We start from the raw sequence: 19,943 nt of genomic DNA on the forward strand, positions 1-19,943 counted from the left end.
GTGGCGCCGTGGCGGGCGGTGCGGTCGTGGGGGGTGTCGCGGCGGCCGCGGTCGGAGGTCTCGTGGCCGGGCGGGTCAGGCCTTCCCGGCGGTGGGATCGACGATGCGGACGCCGAAGTGGGCGCTGAGCGCGGTGCAGGCCCGGCAGGGGCCGGCGAAGCCGCCGTGCAGGGGGTCGCCGTCCTCGCGGATGCGCCGGGTGGTGAGTTTGGCGTGTTTCAGGCTCTTGCGGGCCTCGCCGTTGCTCATGGGTTTGCGGGAGGCACGTTTGCTCCGGGCGGCGTCGGCGGCGGTGATCTGCCGGGAGATCAGGATGGTCTCGGCGCAGCGGCCGGTGAAGCGGTCGCGCTGGGCGCTGGTGAGGGCGTCGAGGAAGTCCTGGACGAGGGGGTGCAGGGCGGGCGGCTCCTCGCCTCGGGCGGCGGTGCCGGTGAGCGTGGCGCCGCGCACGGAGAGGGCGGCGGCGACCGTCGGGAGGATGCCGTCGCGGCGGTGGCGGAGCGCGGGCGCGTGTGGTGTCTCGGCGCTGCTCCAGCCGACTCTGGGGTCGCCGGAGGCGCTCGTGTGCGGTCCCGTCTGCGTCGCGTTCATGATCGTTTTTCCCTCCCGTGCATCCCCCGGAAACTCACAGGGTGCCAAATGCCGTGCCTGCTGCGGAAGCTGGGGCGGTGTGACACACCCCGTCCGGGGCAGTGCGTCACTGGAGGGTGACGGCTGGTCACGGCGGGGCCGGGCCGGCGGGTGGTGGCCCGGTGACCGGTGACGTCGTACCGCATAGGCTGTCGGCACGCCGCGATGCGCGCGGTGGACGCGTTGGAGAGAAGTAGGGATACGGGCCTCGGCGGGGCGGAGCAGCGAGCCGGTCGCCGTGGGCCGTACAGAGTGCCGCAGGGGGCAACAGCCATGACGACAGGTCGGCTCGGGCTTGGGGTACCACCCGGCCGCCAGGCTGGGGGACAGGCCGCGCCGCCGAACGCGGCCTATGCCGGGCAGGTCGTGCACTTTCCGGATCCGGTCCGGGCCGCACGTCACCCCAGAGGGGTGCGGGTGGACGACCGCGGTTTCCCCGACTTCTCGCCGTACGCGCGGGCCGCGGTGGAGATCGCGGAGCCGCCGCAGGGGTTCGGGGTCGACGAACTGCGGCTGACGGACTACGTGTCCGCGAACGCGGCGATGGCGGCGTCGGGGCACGAGCTGTGGGACACGGTGCCGAACGTGGCGACCCCGCACGGCTGGACCTGGCACCACGTGGCCGGCTCCCGGCGCCTGGAACTGGTCCCGGTGGAGGTGAAGGCGCTGCTGCGCCACCACGGCGGGATCGCGACCGCGAACGTCGACCAGGGCAAGCGGGGCACGCGCCCGTTGCAGGAGACGCGGCCGGCGCACTTCCGGCTGCCGAAGTCGAGTGCCGCGGTGTCGGAGCAGCAGGTGCAGGGGGTCGAGGAGGACCTCGGATACCGACTGCCGGGCGCCTACCGCTCCTTCCTGAAGGCCGCGGGCGGCTGCGCGCCCGTCGGGACGGCCCTGGACGCGGAGTTGGGACTGCTGGTCGACCAGCCGTTCTTCACGGTCCGCGAAGAAGCGGCGGTCAACGACCTGGTGTACGTCAACAAGTGCCTGCGCGACCATCTGACCAAGGACTACCTGGCCGTCGGCTTCGTCCAGGGCGGACTGCTCGCCGTGAAGGTGAAGGGCGAGCGGGCCGGTTCGGTGTGGTTCTGCGCGTACGACGACGTACGGGACGTGGATCCGTCCTGGCCGCAGGCGGAGCGGGTGCAGCGGCTGCTGCTGCCGTGCGGTGAGGACTTCGACGCGTTCCTGTCCCGGCTGGCGGGTTCGCCGCCGGAGCTGGAGACGGTGGCGAACCTGATGGTGGACGGCGGTTTCGTCCGTGCCGTGGCCGTCTCGTCGGTGGGGGAGTGAGTCGAGCGATGGTGACGTTCGCGCAGGCGCAGGAGCGCGCCGAGGAGTGGATCAACGGGGATGTGCCCGCGTACCAGCACCGTGAGGTGCGGGTACGGGAGTTCGAGCTGGGCTTCGTGGTGTGGGCCGAGGACCGTGAGGGCGGCCCGCGCCTGGACGGGGGCGCGCAGCGGCTGGTGATCGCCCGGGACAGCGGGGAGGCCACGCTGTGGCCCGCGCTGCCGGTGGGCGAGGTGGTCCGCCGGTACGAGGAGGAGTACGGCCGGGTCGAGCCGGCCGCCGGCGCGGCCCCGGCGCCCCCGGCGCGGGTGGACCTGAATCAGACGTCCTTCCTGCTGAGCCCGCCGGAGTGGCTTCAGGAGGCGGCGGACCGGATGGGCATTCCGGACCGGCGCGGTGACTCGGGCACGGGTGGCGGCGCGGCTGCCGCCGCCGCGTCGGCGGAGGCGGCCGGGAGTGGTCCGCTTCCCCAGACGCAGGCCGGGGTGCCGCTGGGCGCGTCCGCGGACGCGGGTGCGCCGGGTGCGCCGGCCGGGGCGACCCCGTGGGCGGGTACGGACACCAACGCCGACACCGGGGACGACCGTTCCGTACCGCTGCCGGCGACCGTGTTCGCGCCGCCGCTGAGCGGCTCCGACGACGACACCCCGCCGCCCGCCGCCCCGCCGGACGCCAAGACGGCGCTGATGGCGGGCGGCAGCGCGCTCCCGCGCACGGCGTTCTCACCGGCGGTCGACGATCCCAACGGGCCGGTTCCGCCGGGCACTTCGCCTGCGCCGGGTGCGGGGTACGGGTATCCGCAGGGGCCGGGTGGACCGGGTGCCCCGGCGGCTCCGGGTACGCCGCCTCCGCCGTCGGTGCCGGGTGTGCCGCAGGGCAGTACGCCTCCGCCGGTGTCCGGAGCGGTGGGTGATGCCGGGTACGGGTATCCGCAGGGGCCGGGTGGACCGGCGGCCCCCGGTACTCCGCCACCGGTGCCGGGTGCGCAGGTGCCGGGCGGTGCCGGTCACCGGCGGCCGCTCGCGCCCAACGCCGGCGACATCGCCGACGCCGCGACCAGCAAGGCGGCGCCTCCGCCGCGCCGCGGAGGCGGTTCGACCACGCCTCCGCCGCCTGGTGCTCCGGGTGCGCCGGGCGCGCGGCCGGGTGGTCCGTCCACGCCTCCCCCTCCGGGCGCCGCGGGCGGTTACGTGCCGACCCAGATGGTGTCGTCGCTCGGTCCCGACGGGCCCGAGGGCCTCACCGGTCCGGGCGCGCCCGGCGGTACGCCCCCGGGCGGCGTCCACCACGCCGCCACGATGCTCGCCGACCCCGGCCAGAGCGGCGGAGGCGCCCCGCACCCGCCGGCTCCGCCCGGCGCTCCGGGTGCACCGGGTGCGCCCAAGCCGCCGGGTGCCGCCGCCGGCGCGCCGCAGCCGCCGACGCCCCCTGGTGCTCCGGGCGCTGCTGGCGCCCCGGGTGCCCCCGGTGTTCCTCCGGGTGCCCCTGGCATGCCCGGCGCCCCGGGCGCCCCGGGCGCCCCGGGCGCGCCTGGCACTCCGGGTGCCCCAGGCGCTCCGGGAGCCGTGCACCACGCGGAGACGATGCTGGCCGCGCCCCCCTCGGGCGGCCCCCACACGCCTCCGCCACCCCCGGACGCTCCCGGCGCCCCGGGCGGCCCTGGTGTGCCCGGTATGCCTCCGGGCACCCCGCCGCCCATGCCGCCGGGCGCGGTACCGCCGCCGGGCGCGCCGCCCATGCCCGGTCAGGCCGTGCCCGGCCAGCCGCCCGTTCCGGGGCAGGCGATGCCTGGTCAGCCGCCTGTCCCTGGTCAGGCGATGCCCGGTCAGCCGCCCGTTCCCGGGCAGCGTCCCCCGGCCTACGGCTACCCCCAGCAGGGGCAGCCGACCGTCGGGCCCGGATACCAGGCCGTGTTGCGCTACCGCGCGCACGACGGTTCCGAGCAGCAGCTGATCCGGCGCTCCGCGCCCGGCACGCCGCACCCGGAGTGGCAGATCTTCCACGAGCTGCGGGCCATGAACGTGCCGCCGGACCGGGTCCTGGAACTGCACACGGAGCTGGAGTCCTGCGAGTTGCCCGGCGCTTACTGCGCGCGGATGATCCGTGAGCAGTGGCCGCAGGCCCGCATCGCGTCCATCGCCCCGTACGGCACCGACCACGCGAGCCGTCAGCAGGGCATGCAGCAACTGCTCGCTCACCAGGGCGAGTTGCACCAGGTGGCGGACGGTCCGGCCCGTCCGGGACCGGTTCGCGCACCACTGCCGCCGGTGCAGCCGGTGCCGCCGATTCCCCCGGAGGGGATCGCGCAGGAGCTCGCCGCGGCGTTCGGGCCGGGTGTCTTCCGGTTCGAGCAGGCGGCGGTCTCCCGGCAGGGCGTACCGCCGGTCGTGGCGCACACGCTGGTGGTGGCCGGTCTGCCCATGGACATGGGGCCGTTCTTCTGGGCGCAGGCCCAGCCGGGCCGCCCGGTGCCGACGCTGGCGGAGCTGGCGGCCGAGCGCGGGGTGCAGCCGGCCTCGGACGCGGGTTCCTACCTCGTCATGGGCAGCGACTTCGGCAAGGCGATCTGCGTGCAGTACGGCACGGCGAACATCGTGGCGGTGCCTGTGGAGGCGGGTCCGGGCGGTGCGCCCGTGGCGCCGCAGTTCGTGAACACCGGTCTGCCGGAGTTCGCGCGCTGCCTGGCGCTGCTCGGCCGGATGTGGCGGCTGCGGTTCGGCCTGAACCAGGAGCAGGCGGGCCGCTGGACCGTCGACTTCCAGGCGCAGTTGGCCGCGCTCGACCCGGCGGCGCTCGGTTCGCCCGAGAGCTGGTGGTCGGTGCTGCTGGAGCAGATGTGGGACGGGCTCCTGTGAGCGTGTGAACGTTCGGCCCAGGGGGCCGGGACCGGTCGTGTGACCGGTCCCGGCCCTTTTGTGTTCGAGGCCGACCGCCGCTTCCGCCCGGAGTGTCGCGTTATGAACATTTCCGCCCAATCCCTCAAGATGTGCGCGAAATCACCGATGGCGGGAGAGGGGTCCAGGATGGGCAGCGCACCGATGTCGCTCCACGGCTTCGTGGTCGTACGGGGAGGCGGCTACCGCCCCGATCAGGTGAAGGCCTTCGCGGACGCCCTCTCCGACGACCGGGACGCCGGCTGGGAGCGGGCCGCGCGGCTGACCGTCCTGGCCAGGAACATGGAGGAGGAGCTCGCGGTCCTGCGCGAGAGGGTCGCGCGACTCGGCGAGCAGACCTACGAGTCGCTGGGCGAGGGCGCCCGGCGGCTGTACGAGCTGGGGCTGGAGGAGGCGCGTACGGTCCGGGAGCGGGCACGGCAGGAGGCGGACGAACTGCTGGAGACGGCGCGGACGCACGCGGACGGCGTGCTCCAGGACGCGCGGGCGCACGCCGACGCCGTACGCGCCGAGGCCGACGAACGGGCCCGGCAGCGACTGCTCGCGGCCCGGGCGGAGGCCGACGACATCCGGATCTCCGTGCGGCGCGAGATGAAGGAGTCCCGCGGCGAGGCGCTGGCGGCGCTGCGGGAGATGCGGCAGCGCACGTCCGGGATGCTCGCCGAGCAGTCCCGCGAACAGGCGGACGCGCTGGTCGACGCGGAGCAGGAGGCGACGGATCGCCAGGCCGCGCTGGAGGTCGACCACATCGAGCGGGTGGCGGCCGCCGAGAGGGCGCTGTCCGAGGCGGAGCAGGCTCTCGCCGACGCGCGGGAGGAAGCCGGGCGGGAACCGGAGGAGGCACGCGCGCGGGCGGCGGAGCTGCTGGCCGAGGCGCGGCTGCGCGCGGACCGGATCGCCCACGAGACCGAGCGGGTGCTGCGCGAGCACGGCGAGGTGTGGGACGACGTACGGGTCCAGATGGACACCGTGCAGGACAGCATCACGGCACTGCAGGAAGGAGCGTGGGCCGAGTAGCGCCCCGCGGCCGGCCGCCTCAATCCTTCAGTACCGGGAAGCGGCGCGGCGCCAGTACCAGCAGCACCGTGAACGCCAGCGCAGCCGCGCACCCCGCTCCCACGTACACCGCGTGGACCGCGTCCGCGATGGCCCGGCGTGTGGCCTCCGGCGCCGTGCCCGAACCCAGTGCCCGCGTCACCGAGTCCAGGTCGCCCGCGCCACCGAGGCGCGTGGCCAGCACCCCGTTGGCGACCGCGCCGAAGACGGACGCGCCGAGCGTCTGGCCGGTCTGGCGGCAGAAGAGGATGGAGGCGGTGGCCGTGCCCCGCTCCGACCACCCCACCGTCGACTGGACGCCCACGATGAGGGGGAGCTGGAACAGGCCGAGGGCCGCGCCCAGCACCAGCATCAGCGCGGCGGGCTGCCAGGCCGCGCCGGGATAGGGCAGGAAGGGGAAGGCGAACAGGGTCAGCGCCGCCGCGCCGATGCCGAGCATGGCGGTGTTGCGGAAGCCGATCCGCCGGTAGACGTGCTGGCTGAGCGCGGCCGACACCGGCCAGCTCAAGGTCCAGACCGACAGGACGAATCCGGCGGCCACCGGCGCCAGGCCGAGCACCGACTGGGCGTACGTGGGCAGGAAGACCGTCGGGGCGACCATCAGCAACCCCAGCGCGCCCAGGGCGAGATTCACCGCGGCGATCGTACGGCGGCGCCACACCCAGCCCGGGAGGATCGGCTCGGCCGCCCGCCGTTCGATCACCACCACCACCGCGGCGGCCAGCGCCAGCCCCGTACCGAACAGGGCGAGCGACGGCGCCGACAGCCACGGCCACGCCACACCGCCCTGCACCACCGCGGTGAGCAGGGCACCCGCGCACGCGAACACCGCCAGCGCGCCCGCCCAGTCGACGCGAGGGCGCGACCGCGGCTCCCGCTCGGGCTCGCGCAGGTGGCGGACGATCAGCCACAGGGCGACGGCGCCGACCGGAAGGTTGACCAGGAAGATCCAGCGCCAGTCGGCGTAGGCGGCCAGGACGCCGCCCAGGGCCGGTCCGGCGATCGCCGACACCGCCCACACCGTGGAGAGCTTCGCCTGGATCTTCGGACGCTGCTCCAGTGGGTACAGGTCGGCGGCGAGTGTCTGGACCGTGCCCTGCAACGCCCCGCCGCCCAGGCCCTGGACGACGCGGAAGGCGATCAGCGCGCCCATGCTCCAGGCGCCGGCGCACAGCAGGGAGCCGACGAGGAAGACGACCGCGCCCGCGACGAGCACCGGTTTGCGGCCGAAGGTGTCGGACAGCTTGCCGTAGACGGGCAGAGTCACCGTCACCGCCAGCAGGTAGCCCGAGAACAGCCACGAGAACACGGAGAAGCCGCCGAGGTCCCCGACGATCTGCGGCACGGCCGTCGACACGATCGTCGAGTCGAGGGCGGCCAGCGCCATGGCCAGCATGAGCGCGGCGACGACCGCGCCCCGCCGGTCGGTCGCGCCGGGTCGAGCGGCCTGCCGTGTCGCGGGTTCGGTGCTGCCCACTCCGGATCCTTTCCCCCTGCATCCATCTGCCTCGGACAGCTTCCCACTTGACCTTCACGTAGCGGGAGGGCGGAGGCTGAGGGGGCCGGGAGGCGGAGGCGACCCTGAGAGCGTGTCCACCCATGGGGGGAGGCCCCCTAGGGGAAGCTCCGTACCCGGGGTCGGGGAGGGTTCGTACCGACGGAGGACGAGCGGGCAGGGGGACGGTCCTTAACCTGGCTTTACGCCGCGTGGGGCGGTACGCCGGAGCGGCGGGGGTGGGGTTTTCCCCCGGAGAAGACTGCGCTGAGCACCAGCGCGCCGGACACCCTTCGTCGACCAGACTCGACGGCGTACCGCAGCGCACGACGTACACGCACCGACTCGATCCATCGAACGCGGCTCACCACCGCGATCCACCACCGCGATTCACCAGCAGACGCCACTCGCCACCAGACGCGTTTCACCACCAGACCGACATAGGAGACTTGACGTGACAACGGCTGTGACCATTCCCAGGCACGGGGGTACTGGAGGGACTACGGCCGTCGCCGCTCGGGCGCGGCAGGTCGTGAAGGCGTACGGGGCCGGGGAGACCCGTGTCGTCGCCCTCGACCACGTCGACGTGGACATCGCCCGCGGCCGGTTCACCGCGATCATGGGCCCCTCGGGCTCCGGCAAGTCCACGCTGATGCACTGCCTCGCCGGCCTCGACACCGTGACGAGCGGCCAGATCTTCCTGGACGAGACCGAGATCACCGGGCTGAAGGACAAGAAGCTCACACAGCTGCGCCGGGACCGTATCGGCTTCATCTTCCAGGCTTTCAACCTGCTGCCCACGCTGAACGCGCTCGAGAACATCACCCTGCCCATGGACATCGCCGGCCGCAAGCCGGACCGGAAGTGGCTGGAGCAGGTGGTGGAGACCGTGGGCCTCGCGGGACGGCTCAGGCACCGGCCCAACCAGCTCTCCGGCGGCCAGCAGCAGCGCGTCGCCGTGGCCCGGGCCCTGGCCGCCCGGCCCGAGATCATCTTCGGTGACGAGCCGACCGGCAACCTGGACTCCCGCGCGGGCGCCGAGGTGCTGGGCTTCCTGCGCCGGTCCGTGGACGACCTCGGCCAGACGATCGTGATGGTCACGCACGACCCGGTGGCCGCCTCCTACGCCGACCGCGTGCTGTACCTCGCCGACGGCCGGATCGTCGACGAGATGAACCAGCCGACGGCCGATCAGGTCCTGGACCGCATGAAGGACTTCGACGCCCGGGGGCGTACGTCATGACCGTCCTGAAGACCTCCCTGCGCAACTTCTTCGCGCACAAGGGACGCATGGCGCTGTCGGCTGTCGCCGTGCTGCTGTCGGTGGCCTTCGTGTGCGGCACGCTCGTGTTCACCGACACCATGAACACCACCTTCGACAAGCTGTTCCAGGCGACCGCCTCGGACGTGACGGTGAGCGCCAAGACCTCGTCCGACACCGGTGAGACCACCTCCCGGACCGGCAAGCCGCCGGTCATGGCGGCCTCCGTGCTCGGCGAGGTGCGCCGGGCCCAGGGCGTGGGAGCCGCCGAGGGGACGGTGTTCTCCACCTCGGTGACCGTCGTCGACGCCGACAAGGACAAGCTGTCGCCCAGCAGCGGCGCGCCCACCATCGTCGGCAACTGGAACGACAACGACTCCCGCACCATGAAGATCACCTCCGGTGCGGCGCCCAAGGGCCCGGACCAGGTGATGGTCGACGCCGACACCGCCGACAAGCACCACCTGAAGCTGGGCGACGAGATCGGTTTGATCAGCGCGGTCGGCACCCACCGCGCGCACGTGTCCGGCATCGCCGCCTTCACCGTCACCAACCCCGGCGCGGCGATCTTCTACCTGGACACCAGGACCGCCCAGCAGACCCTGGTCGGCCGGACCGACGTGTACACGAACGTCAACGTCACGGCCGCCAAGGGCGTCACCGACGAGCAGCTGAAGAAGAACGTGGCCTCCGCGCTCGGCGCCGGCTACAAGGTGCAGACCGCCAAGGAGGTCGCCGACGCCAACCAGAAGGACATCGAGAGCTTCCTGAACGTGATGAAGTACGGGATGCTCGGCTTCGCCGGAATCGCCTTCCTGGTCGGCATCTTCCTGATCATCAACACCTTCTCGATGCTGGTCGCCCAGCGCACCCGTGAGATCGGCCTGATGCGCGCCATCGGCTCCTCCCGCCGCCAGGTCAACCGGTCCGTGCTGGTCGAGGCGCTGCTGCTGGGCGTGGTCGGCTCCGTGCTCGGTGTCGGGGCGGGCGTCGGCATCGCGGTCGGCCTGATGAAGCTCATGAGCCAGATGGGCATGCACCTGTCCACCGACGACCTCACGGTCGCCTGGACCACCCCCGTGATCGGCCTGGTCCTCGGCGTGGTCGTCACCGTCCTCGCCGCCTACCTGCCCGCCCGGCGGGCCGGCAAGGTCTCCCCGATGGCCGCCCTGCGCGAGGCGGGGACCCCGGCCGACGGCAGGGCCGGGACCGTACGGGCCGTCGTCGGCCTGGTCCTCACCGGCGCCGGTGCCGCGAGCCTGTACGCCGCGGCCAACGCCGACAAGGCCACTCAGGGCTCGGCGTGGCTGGGTCTGGGCGTGGTGCTCACCCTGATCAGCCTCGTCGTCGTCGGCCCGCTGCTCGTGGGCGGCCTGGTCCGGGTGCTCAGCGCGGTCCTGCTGCGGATCTTCGGCCCGATCGGTCGGATGGCCGAGCGCAACGCGCTGCGCAACCCGCGCCGCACCGGCGCCACCGGCGCCGCGCTGATGATCGGCCTGGCCCTGGTGGCCTGCCTGTCGGTGGTCGGCTCCTCGATGGTCGCCTCCGCCACCGACCAGCTCGACAAGACCGTTGGCACGGACTTCATCATCCAGAGCGACAACGGCGAGGTCATCACCCCGCAGGCGGTGAAGGCCGTGAAGGACGCCCCGGGGCTGGAGCGGGTCACCGAGTACAAGCTCGTGGACGTCTCCCTGACCACGCCGGACGGCCGTACCTCGAAGAACGAGATGATCAACGCGGCCGACCCGACGTACGCCCAGGACCTGCGCACCAAGACGGTCTCCGGCACGCTCGCCGACGCCTACGGGCCCGACTCGATGTCCGTCCCCGAGGGCTTCGCCAAGAAGCACGGCATCAAGCAGGGGTCCACGGTCGGGGTTGGGTTCAAGGGCGGCAGGACGGCCGAGCTCACGGTCCGCGCGATCACCAGCGACGACGGCATGATCGACAACGGCGCGATGTACGTCTCGATCGCCACGGTCGGAAAGTACCTGCCGGCCGACCGGATGCCGCTCGACCTGCTGCTCTTCGCCACCGCCAAGGACGGGCAGGAGACCGCCGCGTACCAGGCGCTCAAGTCCGCGCTGCACGACTACCCGCAGTACACCGTCCGCGACCAGACCGACTACAAGGAGGAGCTGCAGAACCAGATCGGCCAGCTGCTCAACATGGTCTACGCCCTGCTCGCCCTGGCGATCATCGTCGCCGTCCTGGGCGTGGTGAACACGCTGGCGCTGTCGGTGGTCGAGCGGACGAGGGAGATCGGCCTGATGCGGGCGATCGGCCTCTCCCGCCGCCAGCTGCGCCGCATGATCCGCCTGGAGTCCGTGGTGATCGCCCTGTTCGGCGCACTGCTGGGCCTGGGTCTTGGCATGGGCTGGGGCGCCACCGCCCAGAAGCTCCTCGCCCTGGAGGGCCTGAAGGTCCTGGAGATCCCCTGGGTCACAATCGCCGGAGTCTTCATCGGCTCGGCCTTCGTGGGCCTGTTCGCCGCCCTGATCCCGGCCTTCCGGGCGGGCCGGATGAACGTTCTGAACGCGATCGCGACGGAGTAGCGAGCGCGACGCGCCCCCTCCGTGGACGGGGGACACGGTGGAGCCCGGTGCCGGGAAGTCAGGGGGACTTCCCGGCACCGGGCTTGTGCCGGAAGGGGCGGCGGGGGCGCGACCGGGGTTGTCCACAGCCCCCGCGGCCCGCCTGCCCGGCGGCGTACGCTGAAGGAATCCCCGGCCCGCGCACGAGTCGGGATCTTCGCGTTGCCCACCCTCGGACGGATTCGGACGGAAAGCCCCCCATGAGCCTGCACGGTCTGCTCGACGCCGTCGTCAAGGACCCAGCCCTCGCGGAAGCGATCACCGCGGCGGCGGACGGCAACCGCATGCACGTCGACCTCGTCGGTCCTCCCGCCGCCCGCCCCTTCACCGTCGCCGCCCTGGCCCGTGAGGCCGCCCGTCCCGTGCTCGCGGTGACGGCTACCGGCCGCGAGGCCGAGGACCTGGTCGCGGCCCTGCGCTCGCTGCTGCCGGCGGAGGGCGTCGTGGAGTACCCCTCCTGGGAGACGCTGCCGCACGAGCGGCTCAGCCCGCGCAGCGACACCGTGGGCCGCCGCCTGGCCGTGCTGCGCCGCCTGGCCCACCCGAACCCCGACGATCCGGAGACCGGCCCGGTCTCCGTCGTCGTGGCACCCGTGCGCTCGGTACTCCAGCCGCAGGTCAAGGGCCTGGGCGACCTGGTGCCGGTGTCCCTGCGAACGGGGCAGACGGCGGACCTGAACAACGTGGTGGACGACCTCGCCGCCGCCGCGTACTCCCGCGTGGAACTGGTGGAGAAGCGTGGCGAGTTCGCCGTGCGCGGCGGCATCCTCGACGTGTTCCCGCCCACCGAGGAACACCCCCTGCGCATCGAGTTCTGGGGCGACGACGTCGAGGAGATCCGGTACTTCAAGGTCGCCGACCAGCGCTCCCTGGAGGTCGCCGAGCACGGACTGTGGGCCCCGCCCTGCCGTGAGCTTCTGCTCACCGAGGACGTACGCACGCGTGCGCGTGCACTCGCCGAGCGGCACCCGGAGCTCGGCGAGCTGCTCGGCAAGATCGCCGAGGGCATCGCGGTGGAGGGCATGGAGTCCCTGGCACCGGTCCTCGTCGACGACATGGAGCTGCTGCTCGACGTGCTGCCCAAGGGCGCCATGACCGTGGTGTGCGACCCGGAGCGGGTGCGCACGCGCGCGGCGGACCTGGTGGCGACCTCCCACGAGTTCCTCCAGGCGTCCTGGGCGGCCTCGGCCGGCGGCGGCGAGGCGCCCATCGACCTCGGCGCGGCCTCCCTGTGGTCGATCGCGGACGTCCGGGACCGGGCGCGCGATCTGGACATGATGTGGTGGTCGGTGTCGCCGTTCGCCGCGGACGAGACGGTGTACGACGGGGACGGGGACACGCTCAAGCTGGGTATGCACGCGCCCGAGACGTACCGCGGTGACATCGCGAAGGCGCTCGCCGACACCAAGGGCTGGCTCGCGGACGGCTGGCGCGCGGTGTTCGTCACCGAGGGCCACGGCCCGGCCTCGCGCACCGTCGAGGTGCTGGGCGGGGAGGGCATCGCGGCCCGCCTCGACGTGGACCTCGGGCAGGTGTCCCCGTCGGTCGTGCACGTGGCCTGCGGCGGCATCGACCACGGCTTCCTCGACGCCGCGCTGAAGCTGGCCGTGCTCACCGAGACCGACCTGACCGGCCAGAAGACGGCCGGCCGGGACGGCGCGCGGATGCCGGTGCGGCGGCGCAAGACCATCGACCCGCTGAGCCTGGAGACGGGCGACTACATCGTCCACGAGCAGCACGGCGTGGGCCGCTACATCGAGATGGTGCAGCGCACGGTGCAGGGCGCGACCCGCGAGTACCTGGTGGTGGAGTACGCCCCGGCCAAGCGCGGCCAGCCCGGCGACCGGCTGTACATTCCCACCGACCAGCTGGAGCAGATCACCAAGTACGTCGGCGGCGAGGCGCCCACGCTGCACCGGCTCGGCGGCGCCGACTGGACGAAGACCAAGGCCCGGGCGAAGAAGGCGGTCAAGGAGATCGCCGCCGACCTGATCAAGCTCTACAGCGCGCGGATGGCGGCGCCCGGGCACGCCTTCGGCACGGACACGCCGTGGCAGCGCGAGCTGGAGGACGCCTTCCCGTACGCGGAGACCCCGGATCAGCTGACCACGATCGCCGAGGTCAAGGAGGACATGGAGAAGTCGGTCCCGATGGACCGCCTGATCTGCGGCGACGTCGGCTACGGCAAGACGGAGATCGCGGTCCGCGCCGCCTTCAAGGCCGTCCAGGACGGCAAGCAGGTCGCGGTCCTGGTCCCGACGACACTGCTGGTGCAGCAGCACTTCGGCACGTTCTCCGAGCGGTACGCGCAGTTCCCGGTGAACGTCCGAGCGCTCTCCCGCTTCCAGACCGACACCGAGGCGAAGGCGGTCGTGGAGGGCCTCGGGGACGGCGCGGTGGACATCGTCATCGGCACCCACCGCCTGTTCTCCTCTGAGACGAAGTTCAAGGACCTCGGTCTGGTCATCGTCGACGAGGAGCAGCGCTTCGGCGTCGAGCACAAGGAGCAGCTGAAGAAGCTGCGCGCGAACGTCGACGTCCTGACGATGTCGGCGACCCCGATCCCGCGCACCCTGGAGATGGCGGTGACCGGCATCCGGGAGATGTCGACGATCACCACGCCGCCCGAGGAGCGGCACCCGGTGCTGACGTTCGTCGGTCCGTACGAGGAGAAGCAGATCGGCGCGGCGATCCGCCGCGAACTGCTGCGCGAGGGCCAGGTCTTCTACATCCACAACCGGGTGGAGTCCATCGACCGCGCCGCGGCCCGGCTGCGGGAGATCGTCCCCGAGGCGCGCATCGCCACCGCCCACGGCCAGATGTCGGAGGCGGCCCTGGAGCAGGTCGTCGTCGACTTCTGGGAGAAGAAGTTCGACGTGCTGGTCTCCACGACGATCGTCGAGTCCGGCATCGACATCTCCAACGCCAACACCCTGATCGTGGAGCGCGGCGACAACTTCGGCCTGTCCCAGCTGCACCAGTTGCGCGGCCGGGTGGGCCGCGGCCGCGAGCGCGGCTACGCCTACTTCCTGTACCCGCCGGAGAAGCCGCTGACGGAGACGGCCCACGAGCGCCTGGCGACCATCGCGCAGCACACCGAGATGGGCGCCGGCATGTACGTGGCGATGAAGGACCTGGAGATCCGCGGCGCCGGAAACCTGCTGGGCGGCGAGCAGTCCGGGCACATCGCGGGCGTCGGCTTCGATCTGTACGTGCGGATGGTCGGGGAGGCGGTCGCGGATTACCGGCGGCAGTTGGAGACGGGGGAGATCGAGGAGGAGCCGCCGCTCGAGGTCAAGATCGAGCTGCCGGTCGACGCGCACGTCCCGCACGACTACGCGCCCGGCGAGCGGCTGCGCCTCCAGGCCTACCGGTCCATCGCCTCCGCGAACTCCGAGGAGGACATCAAGGCCGTCCGCGAGGAACTCACCGACCGCTACGGCAAGTTGCCCGAGCCGGTGGAGAACCTGCTGCTGGTGGCCGGGCTGCGCATGCTCGCCCGGGCCTGCGGTGTCGGCGAGATCGTCCTCCAGGGCAACAACATCCGCTTCGCCCCGGTGGATCTGCGCGAGTCGCAGGAGCTGCGCGTCAAGCGCCTCTACCCGGGCTCGGTGATCAAGCCGGCCGTCCACCAGGTCCTCGTACCCCGCCCCAAGACCGCGAAGGTCGGCGGCAAGCCGCTGGTCGGCCGTGAACTGCTGGGCTGGGTGGGGGAGTTCCTGGCATCCATCCTGGGGTCGTAGCCAGCGCGTCTTTGGGGTCGCGGAGGGGGCGCGGTCCGCGCGTTCGCCCCTCGTGACCCCAGTACCCCCCGTGTGGCCTGGGCGTATTCCCCGCTACGGTGGGCACCAGGTGAAGGACGCCCGAACCAAGGGCGGGACCAGGCAGGTTAGGGGAGGGGCGCAGCGTGACGCGTCTGAGGGGCGGGGCGGTTGCGGCTGCCGTCGTGGCACTGTTCGTGACCGGATGCACGGAGCAGTTGGACGGTGGCGCGAGCGGACCGGAGCCGGCGAAGACCGGCGGCGAGGCGCTCGCCGCCGCCGAGTCGCTGACCGTCAAGGGGCGGTCGCCGAAGACCGGTTACGTCCGGGAGAAGTTCGGCACCGCCTGGGCGGACACCGACTCCAACGGCTGCCCCACCCGCGACGACATCCTCAAACGGGACCTGAAGCAGGTGCGGTTCACCGACGGGAACTGCAAGGTGTCGTACGGCGTGCTGGAGCGGGACCCGTACTCGGACAAGGAGATCGTCTACCGGCGGGGGCGCAGCCAGGTCGACATAGACCATGTCGTCGCCCTCTCGGACGCCTGGCAGAAGGGCGCCGCGTACTGGGACGCGAGCAAGCGCATAGCGCTCGCCAACGACCCGCTCAACCTGATAGCCGTGGACGCGAGCGCCAACCGCTCCAAGGGCGACGGCGACGCGGCGACGTGGCTGCCGCCCGCCAAGGCCTACCGGTGCACGTACGTCGCCGCGCAGGTCGCGGTGAAGAAGAAGTACGAACTGTGGGTCACCGCGGCCGAGAAGACCGCGATGAAGAAGGTCCTGTCCACCTGCCCCAGCCAGAAGCTCCCCTCGGGCGGCAACCCGACGAAGGCACCGGAGCGGTTCCGGGCCCGCTGACGCACCGCCGTACCGCCGTACGAGCAGGACCCGCGTCGAGGCCGCTGACACCGAACAGTCCTTCGGCGTCAGCGGCTTCGCCGAAATGGGGGAGGTATGGTTCGGCGGTCCGGGCCAAAACCTTGTAAGTGCGATGGGCGCAGCTGGGGTGCGCTGTGAAGGTCAACGGCCCGACGAAAGAGGGCTCCATCAAGGCAGCCGAGGGACGATTTCCGTGATACGGCCCCAGGTTGGTGATTTCGTTGCCCTAGGTAAGCTTCCCTCCGAGAGAGGCGAACCTGATGAGGCTCTTGAGGACGCAGTCGAGCGTGCCGGAGCCCTCCTGGATCTCATTGAGCGTCCGGTGACTGACGAGGAGGCGCACGTTCTGGCCGAGTGTTTCGGTGAGGACTTGTGCTTTGGTTTGGCCTGGAATCTGCTGCATCTCATTGAGACTGCACCTTCGGCGCGCATAAGGCAGCCCGAGGGGGCAAAGCGCTGGCGCGAAGGTCTGGCAAACCTGGGCGTACACCGTCGCGGTGATGCCAAGCGGTCGTAGCGGCGCGCACCAGTCCGGCCGGCCTTGCCGCGCGCTCGTCCGGGACCGGTCAGACCTGGAATCCGGCGAGGTCGGTCCCCGTCGAGCGGCCCTCGCCCTTGAGGGCTTGGACGAAAGTGCTGAAGGCGCCGGCCGGGAAGGTGAGGATGGCTCCTGCCGGGGCCTTCGAGTCGCGGATGGCTATGCGAGTGGGGGAGTTCGCGATCTCGACGCAGTTGTTGCCGTCGCCGCCGCCAGAGTAGGAGGACTTCCGCCAGTTCTTGGGGGTGATCATGGTGGGGACTCACAACTCCTTGGCCAGCCTGTGGATGAAGTCACGCGAACGGTCGGGGTCGAGTGACACCGCCTCCACTCTACGAAAAAGCGTTCGGAAGACGCCGAGTTGGGCCTCGGAATCGATGAAGCCGGTGCCGTGAGGTGCGTCGCGAACAGCCGTGTCCAGCTTGGGCACGGCGCCGCCTGCCAGCATCATCGGGCTCCAGGCTCCGCCGAAATCATCCATGTCGAAGGGGATGACCCGCACTGTGGTGTGGTCCGCCTCAGAAAGCTCCAGCACGCGCATGAGCTGGGCTCGTGAGGTGGCTCGGTCGCTGACTCTGATGCGTAGTGCCGCCTCGTGGATGACGGCCTTGTACGGAGTGGGATCAGGCGACTCAAGGATCACTTTGCGCTGCATGCGGTGTCGGACGCGTAGTTCAAGCTCTTCCTCGGGGAGTTCGGGGACTCTGGAGGAGAAGGCGGCGCGGGCGTACTCGGGTGTCTGGAGCAGACCGGGAATGAAAAGGAACTCCACATCGTGCCGATACGTGGAGTGGTGTTCCAGCTCGGCGATGTCCAGGAACGGCGTAGGCAGTTGTCCGCGGTACTCCTCCCACCAGCCTTCCGTCCGATCGGTGACCATGGCAGCCAGGGCATCGACGAATTTCTCTTCGGTGCATGCGTAGTTGGCGGTCATGCGACGCAGGCGCTGCTCGCTCACTCCTGAGACGCCGGACTCGATCTGACTGATCTGGACGGAGTTCACGCCGAGTATCGAGGCCGCTTCCCGGGAACTGATGCCTGCCGCCTCGCGAAGCCTGCGCAGCTCGACCGCCAACCGCATCTGGCGCGCTGTCGGCTCACGCTTGGTCCCCATCGGCCGCTCCTTGCTTCAACATGCCTGTCGACGCGACTCATTCGGGGGTCAGATTACGGGATCGCTTGCTGAATCTTAATTCTAAGGTCTACCGTCGGTGACGTGACGCACACGCTGCGGAACCCCGTGGTGCTGGAAGCGCACCGCTCCGTCCTGCCATGACGGGTGCGGCAATGCCACCGCCCATACATCGCCGTAGAGCCAGACCCCTCCCCCGACGATCGGAGCTGACCCATGCCCGAAACCGGCACTACAACCGACCCCTGGGAGTACTGCCTCTACATCCCCAACGACCCGCGTGCCGTCACCGTCAGTCGCCGCACCCTCCGCCTCATCCTCACCATGCACGGCCTGATCCGCCTGGTCGACGTGGCCGAACTGCTCGCCGCCGAGTTGGTGTCGAACGCCGTACGGCACACGAAGGGGCCCGCCGCGTTGCGAGTGCGGTGGGCGGCGGGGGTGCTGCGGATCGGGGCGTGGGACGCGGACCCCGCGCCGCCGGAGCCGCCGGGGCCGTTGGAGCAGGCCGCCGAACTGGAGGAGGGGCGGGGGCTGGCGCTGGTCAAGGCCTGCGCGGATCTGTGGGGGTGGCAGCCGCTGGCGAAGGAGGGCAACCGGGGCAAGGTCGTCTGGTGTGAGCTGGCCGCAGCCTGACCGACGAGCTCGCCCTGTGGCGCGGAGGCGGGAGACGGAGTAGCGGGGCACCGACGGCGGCCCTGGTCGTCTTCGGGCTGCTCGGCGCCCTGTTCGGCTTCCTGGCCTTGTCGTTCACGGTCTTCGGTGCCGACGATCCGGAGACCAGCACCGGTGAGTTGATCGCCATCTCGGGCTTCATGTGGGGGGCTGACCGCCCTGCTGACCTGGCCGGCTGTCCGGATCCTGCGCCGCACCCGGCGGGTGTGAGGGTGCGGGGGCCTGCCGCTACCGCCCGTACGGGTACCCGTACGCCTGTCCCTGAGCGGGTGCCGGCGGTACCGCGTACGGCGACTGCGCCCCTCGCGCCGACTGCCGGTCGAAGACGGCGAACAGCAGCATCGCCGTCGCTGTCAGCAGGCACAGTACGACGACGGCGCCCAGGATCGGGTCACCTTCGCCGCGGGAGGTGAGGGAGGACCACGGCAGCGTCACGCACTCGTAGAAGACGAAGGCGGCGAAGGCGCCCCAGTCCGATCCGCGTCCGCGGCGGATCGCCACATACAGGAACGGCACCCACACCAGCAGGCCCAGCGAGCCCCACACCAGGACCGACCAGGCGATCCGCTGGAACCAGCCGGCCCCCAGACGCTTTTCCATCTCTCCCCCTACGGCAGTGCAGAAGGGAAGACTAAGTCACCGGGCGGCGCACGCAGTCCCTTGCCAGGAAGTTTTCCCCAGCGGCTCCCCGCGGAGGCGCGAGGGCCGCTCTGTCGTGGAACGCAGGCGGGCTACGCGCCGTCCACGGTCGTGTGGGCCTGCACCGGGTGATGATCTGAGCGGCCTGGGCGGCGAAGCGGTCGGTCTCCTCCTTCGAGGCACGCAGGTCCACGTACGCGGGTAGCCAAACGGCGCCGCCCTTGTGGCGGTGCACCCTGACGCGGTGCGCGCCGAAGCCCCGGCTGCTCTTCTCCTCGGTGGCGACGCTCCGGACGTCCTGCCGGCGGACGGTACGGCGCCACAGGGGCCGCCAGGCGTCTATCCCTCTGTCGTCCAAGACGGTCTTCGCGAGGCTGGTGTTGAGGATGAAGGGGGCAAGGGCACACAGGGCGAGGCCCAGGATGTCGACGAAGCCGGAGAAGTGACCGAGAAGTACGCGCACCAGGGAGCCGACGCCCCACGCGACCAGCAGTGCCGACAGGACCAGGGCACGTTTCCGGTCCGGGGTGCGGTACTCGACCCGCGCGCCCGCACGGGCCCCCTCCTCGTCGGACGTCATGTCGGTTCCTTCCTCTCAAAACGGGGGTGCCGCACGCACTATGTGCGTGCGGCACCCCTGAAGGTGTTTCCTGCGCGGTTCGGGCACTTGGATCGGTGTGGTCACTTCCGGAAGATGATGAACGTGACGACGATCCAGGCCAGGATGCCGGTCACGGTGGTCCACACCACCCATTGCGGCGGCTCGTACTCCTTGTCGGGAATGTTCTCGCCCGCCGCCTTCCGACGGTTGAGTTCCTTGCGCTTACCGCGCGGAAAGAACAGGAAGAAGGACAGGACGGCGATACAGCCGCCGAGACCGAAGAGCAGCAGGTTCATCGACTCGCCTCGGGCGCGCCCCAAAGCCAGCCCGGCGCCGACCACGGGAAGCATCCACAACAGCACCGAGCGCTGTTTCCAGTCGACGGTGAGCGCGATGTAGCAGGCGCTGAAGACGAGGTAGCCGAGTATGAAGACGAGGGACGAGACAGCGGTGGAGGGTGCTGCTGCCATGGTCGGTCCTTCCGGAT

The 19,943-nt window shown here is 71.4% G+C and carries 15 protein-coding genes; 8 read left to right on the top strand and 7 right to left on the bottom strand.

Going from position 1 to position 19,943, the window contains the following annotated elements; translation table 11 throughout:
- Positions 1-75 precede the first annotated feature (75 nt).
- Complete coding sequence (locus ACWEK3_RS16200) at positions 76-591, bottom strand: YwqJ-related putative deaminase (protein ID WP_450539089.1); 516 nt, start codon at positions 589-591, stop codon at positions 76-78.
- A gap of 312 nt (positions 592-903) precedes the next feature.
- On the opposite strand from ACWEK3_RS16200, the gene ACWEK3_RS16205 reads away from it, so the two are divergent.
- The 3 genes from ACWEK3_RS16205 to ACWEK3_RS16215 all read left to right on the top strand — a co-directional run bounded on the left by ACWEK3_RS16205 (position 904) and on the right by ACWEK3_RS16215 (position 5,834).
- Positions 904-1,923, top strand: coding sequence for an SMI1/KNR4 family protein (locus ACWEK3_RS16205; protein ID WP_453249927.1), 1,020 nt, complete (start codon positions 904-906; stop codon positions 1,921-1,923).
- Between the two features lie 8 nt (positions 1,924-1,931).
- Positions 1,932-4,778: an SUKH-4 family immunity protein gene (locus ACWEK3_RS16210; RefSeq protein ID WP_453249928.1), complete on the top strand. Its 2,847-nt coding sequence runs from the start codon at positions 1,932-1,934 to the stop codon at positions 4,776-4,778.
- 168 nt (positions 4,779-4,946) lie between these two features.
- On the top strand, positions 4,947-5,834 hold the full coding sequence (locus ACWEK3_RS16215; RefSeq protein WP_450539095.1) for a cellulose-binding protein: 888 nt from the start codon (positions 4,947-4,949) through the stop codon (positions 5,832-5,834).
- 19 nt (positions 5,835-5,853) lie between these two features.
- Here the strand turns inward: ACWEK3_RS16215 and ACWEK3_RS16220 are convergent, their stop codons facing one another.
- Positions 5,854-7,350 carry an MFS transporter gene (locus ACWEK3_RS16220; protein WP_453249929.1) on the bottom strand — a complete coding sequence of 499 codons (1,497 nt, stop codon included), beginning with the start codon at positions 7,348-7,350 and terminating at the stop codon, positions 5,854-5,856.
- A 472-nt stretch (positions 7,351-7,822) separates the two neighbouring features.
- Here ACWEK3_RS16220 and ACWEK3_RS16225 point away from each other — a divergent pair, with 472 nt between their 5' ends.
- From ACWEK3_RS16225 to ACWEK3_RS16240, 4 genes are all read left to right on the top strand, one after another.
- Positions 7,823-8,611, top strand: coding sequence for an ABC transporter ATP-binding protein (locus ACWEK3_RS16225; RefSeq protein ID WP_361411827.1), 789 nt, complete (start codon positions 7,823-7,825; stop codon positions 8,609-8,611).
- Positions 8,608-11,187, top strand: coding sequence for an ABC transporter permease (locus ACWEK3_RS16230; protein ID WP_453249930.1), 2,580 nt, complete (start codon positions 8,608-8,610; stop codon positions 11,185-11,187). The genes ACWEK3_RS16225 and ACWEK3_RS16230 overlap by 4 nt, the downstream gene beginning before the upstream one ends.
- Before the next feature lie 239 nt (positions 11,188-11,426).
- The gene (gene mfd, locus ACWEK3_RS16235) at positions 11,427-14,969 is read left to right on the top strand and encodes a transcription-repair coupling factor (protein ID WP_453249931.1); all 3,543 of its coding nucleotides are present in this window, start codon (positions 11,427-11,429) and stop codon (positions 14,967-14,969) included.
- A gap of 164 nt (positions 14,970-15,133) precedes the next feature.
- The gene (locus ACWEK3_RS16240; RefSeq protein ID WP_453249932.1) at positions 15,134-15,850 is read left to right on the top strand and encodes an HNH endonuclease family protein; all 717 of its coding nucleotides are present in this window, start codon (positions 15,134-15,136) and stop codon (positions 15,848-15,850) included.
- Positions 15,851-16,437: 587 nt separating this feature from the next.
- On the opposite strand, the gene ACWEK3_RS16245 is transcribed toward ACWEK3_RS16240, so the two are convergent.
- Together ACWEK3_RS16245 and ACWEK3_RS16250 are read right to left on the bottom strand one after the other, a co-directional pair.
- The gene (locus tag ACWEK3_RS16245) at positions 16,438-16,662 is read right to left on the bottom strand and encodes a DUF397 domain-containing protein (protein ID WP_453249933.1); all 225 of its coding nucleotides are present in this window, start codon (positions 16,660-16,662) and stop codon (positions 16,438-16,440) included.
- Between the two features lie 9 nt (positions 16,663-16,671).
- A complete protein-coding gene (locus tag ACWEK3_RS16250) occupies positions 16,672-17,523 on the bottom strand; it encodes a helix-turn-helix domain-containing protein (RefSeq protein WP_450539157.1) in 852 nt (283 codons plus the stop codon).
- A gap of 234 nt (positions 17,524-17,757) precedes the next feature.
- On the opposite strand from ACWEK3_RS16250, the gene ACWEK3_RS16255 reads away from it, so the two are divergent.
- Positions 17,758-18,177 carry an ATP-binding protein gene (locus ACWEK3_RS16255; RefSeq protein WP_453249934.1) on the top strand — a complete coding sequence of 140 codons (420 nt, stop codon included), beginning with the start codon at positions 17,758-17,760 and terminating at the stop codon, positions 18,175-18,177.
- A gap of 267 nt (positions 18,178-18,444) precedes the next feature.
- Here the strand turns inward: ACWEK3_RS16255 and ACWEK3_RS16260 are convergent, their stop codons facing one another.
- The 3 genes from ACWEK3_RS16260 to ACWEK3_RS16270 form a co-directional block, all read right to left on the bottom strand.
- Complete coding sequence (locus ACWEK3_RS16260; protein WP_453249935.1) at positions 18,445-18,816, bottom strand: hypothetical protein; 372 nt, start codon at positions 18,814-18,816, stop codon at positions 18,445-18,447.
- 31 nt (positions 18,817-18,847) lie between these two features.
- Positions 18,848-19,435, bottom strand: coding sequence for a hypothetical protein (locus ACWEK3_RS16265; RefSeq protein ID WP_453249936.1), 588 nt, complete (start codon positions 19,433-19,435; stop codon positions 18,848-18,850).
- Between the two features lie 101 nt (positions 19,436-19,536).
- Complete coding sequence (locus ACWEK3_RS16270) at positions 19,537-19,926, bottom strand: hypothetical protein (RefSeq protein ID WP_390874483.1); 390 nt, start codon at positions 19,924-19,926, stop codon at positions 19,537-19,539.
- Positions 19,927-19,943 lie beyond the last annotated feature (17 nt).

Source organism: Streptomyces sp. NPDC004721 (genome assembly GCF_053601495.1).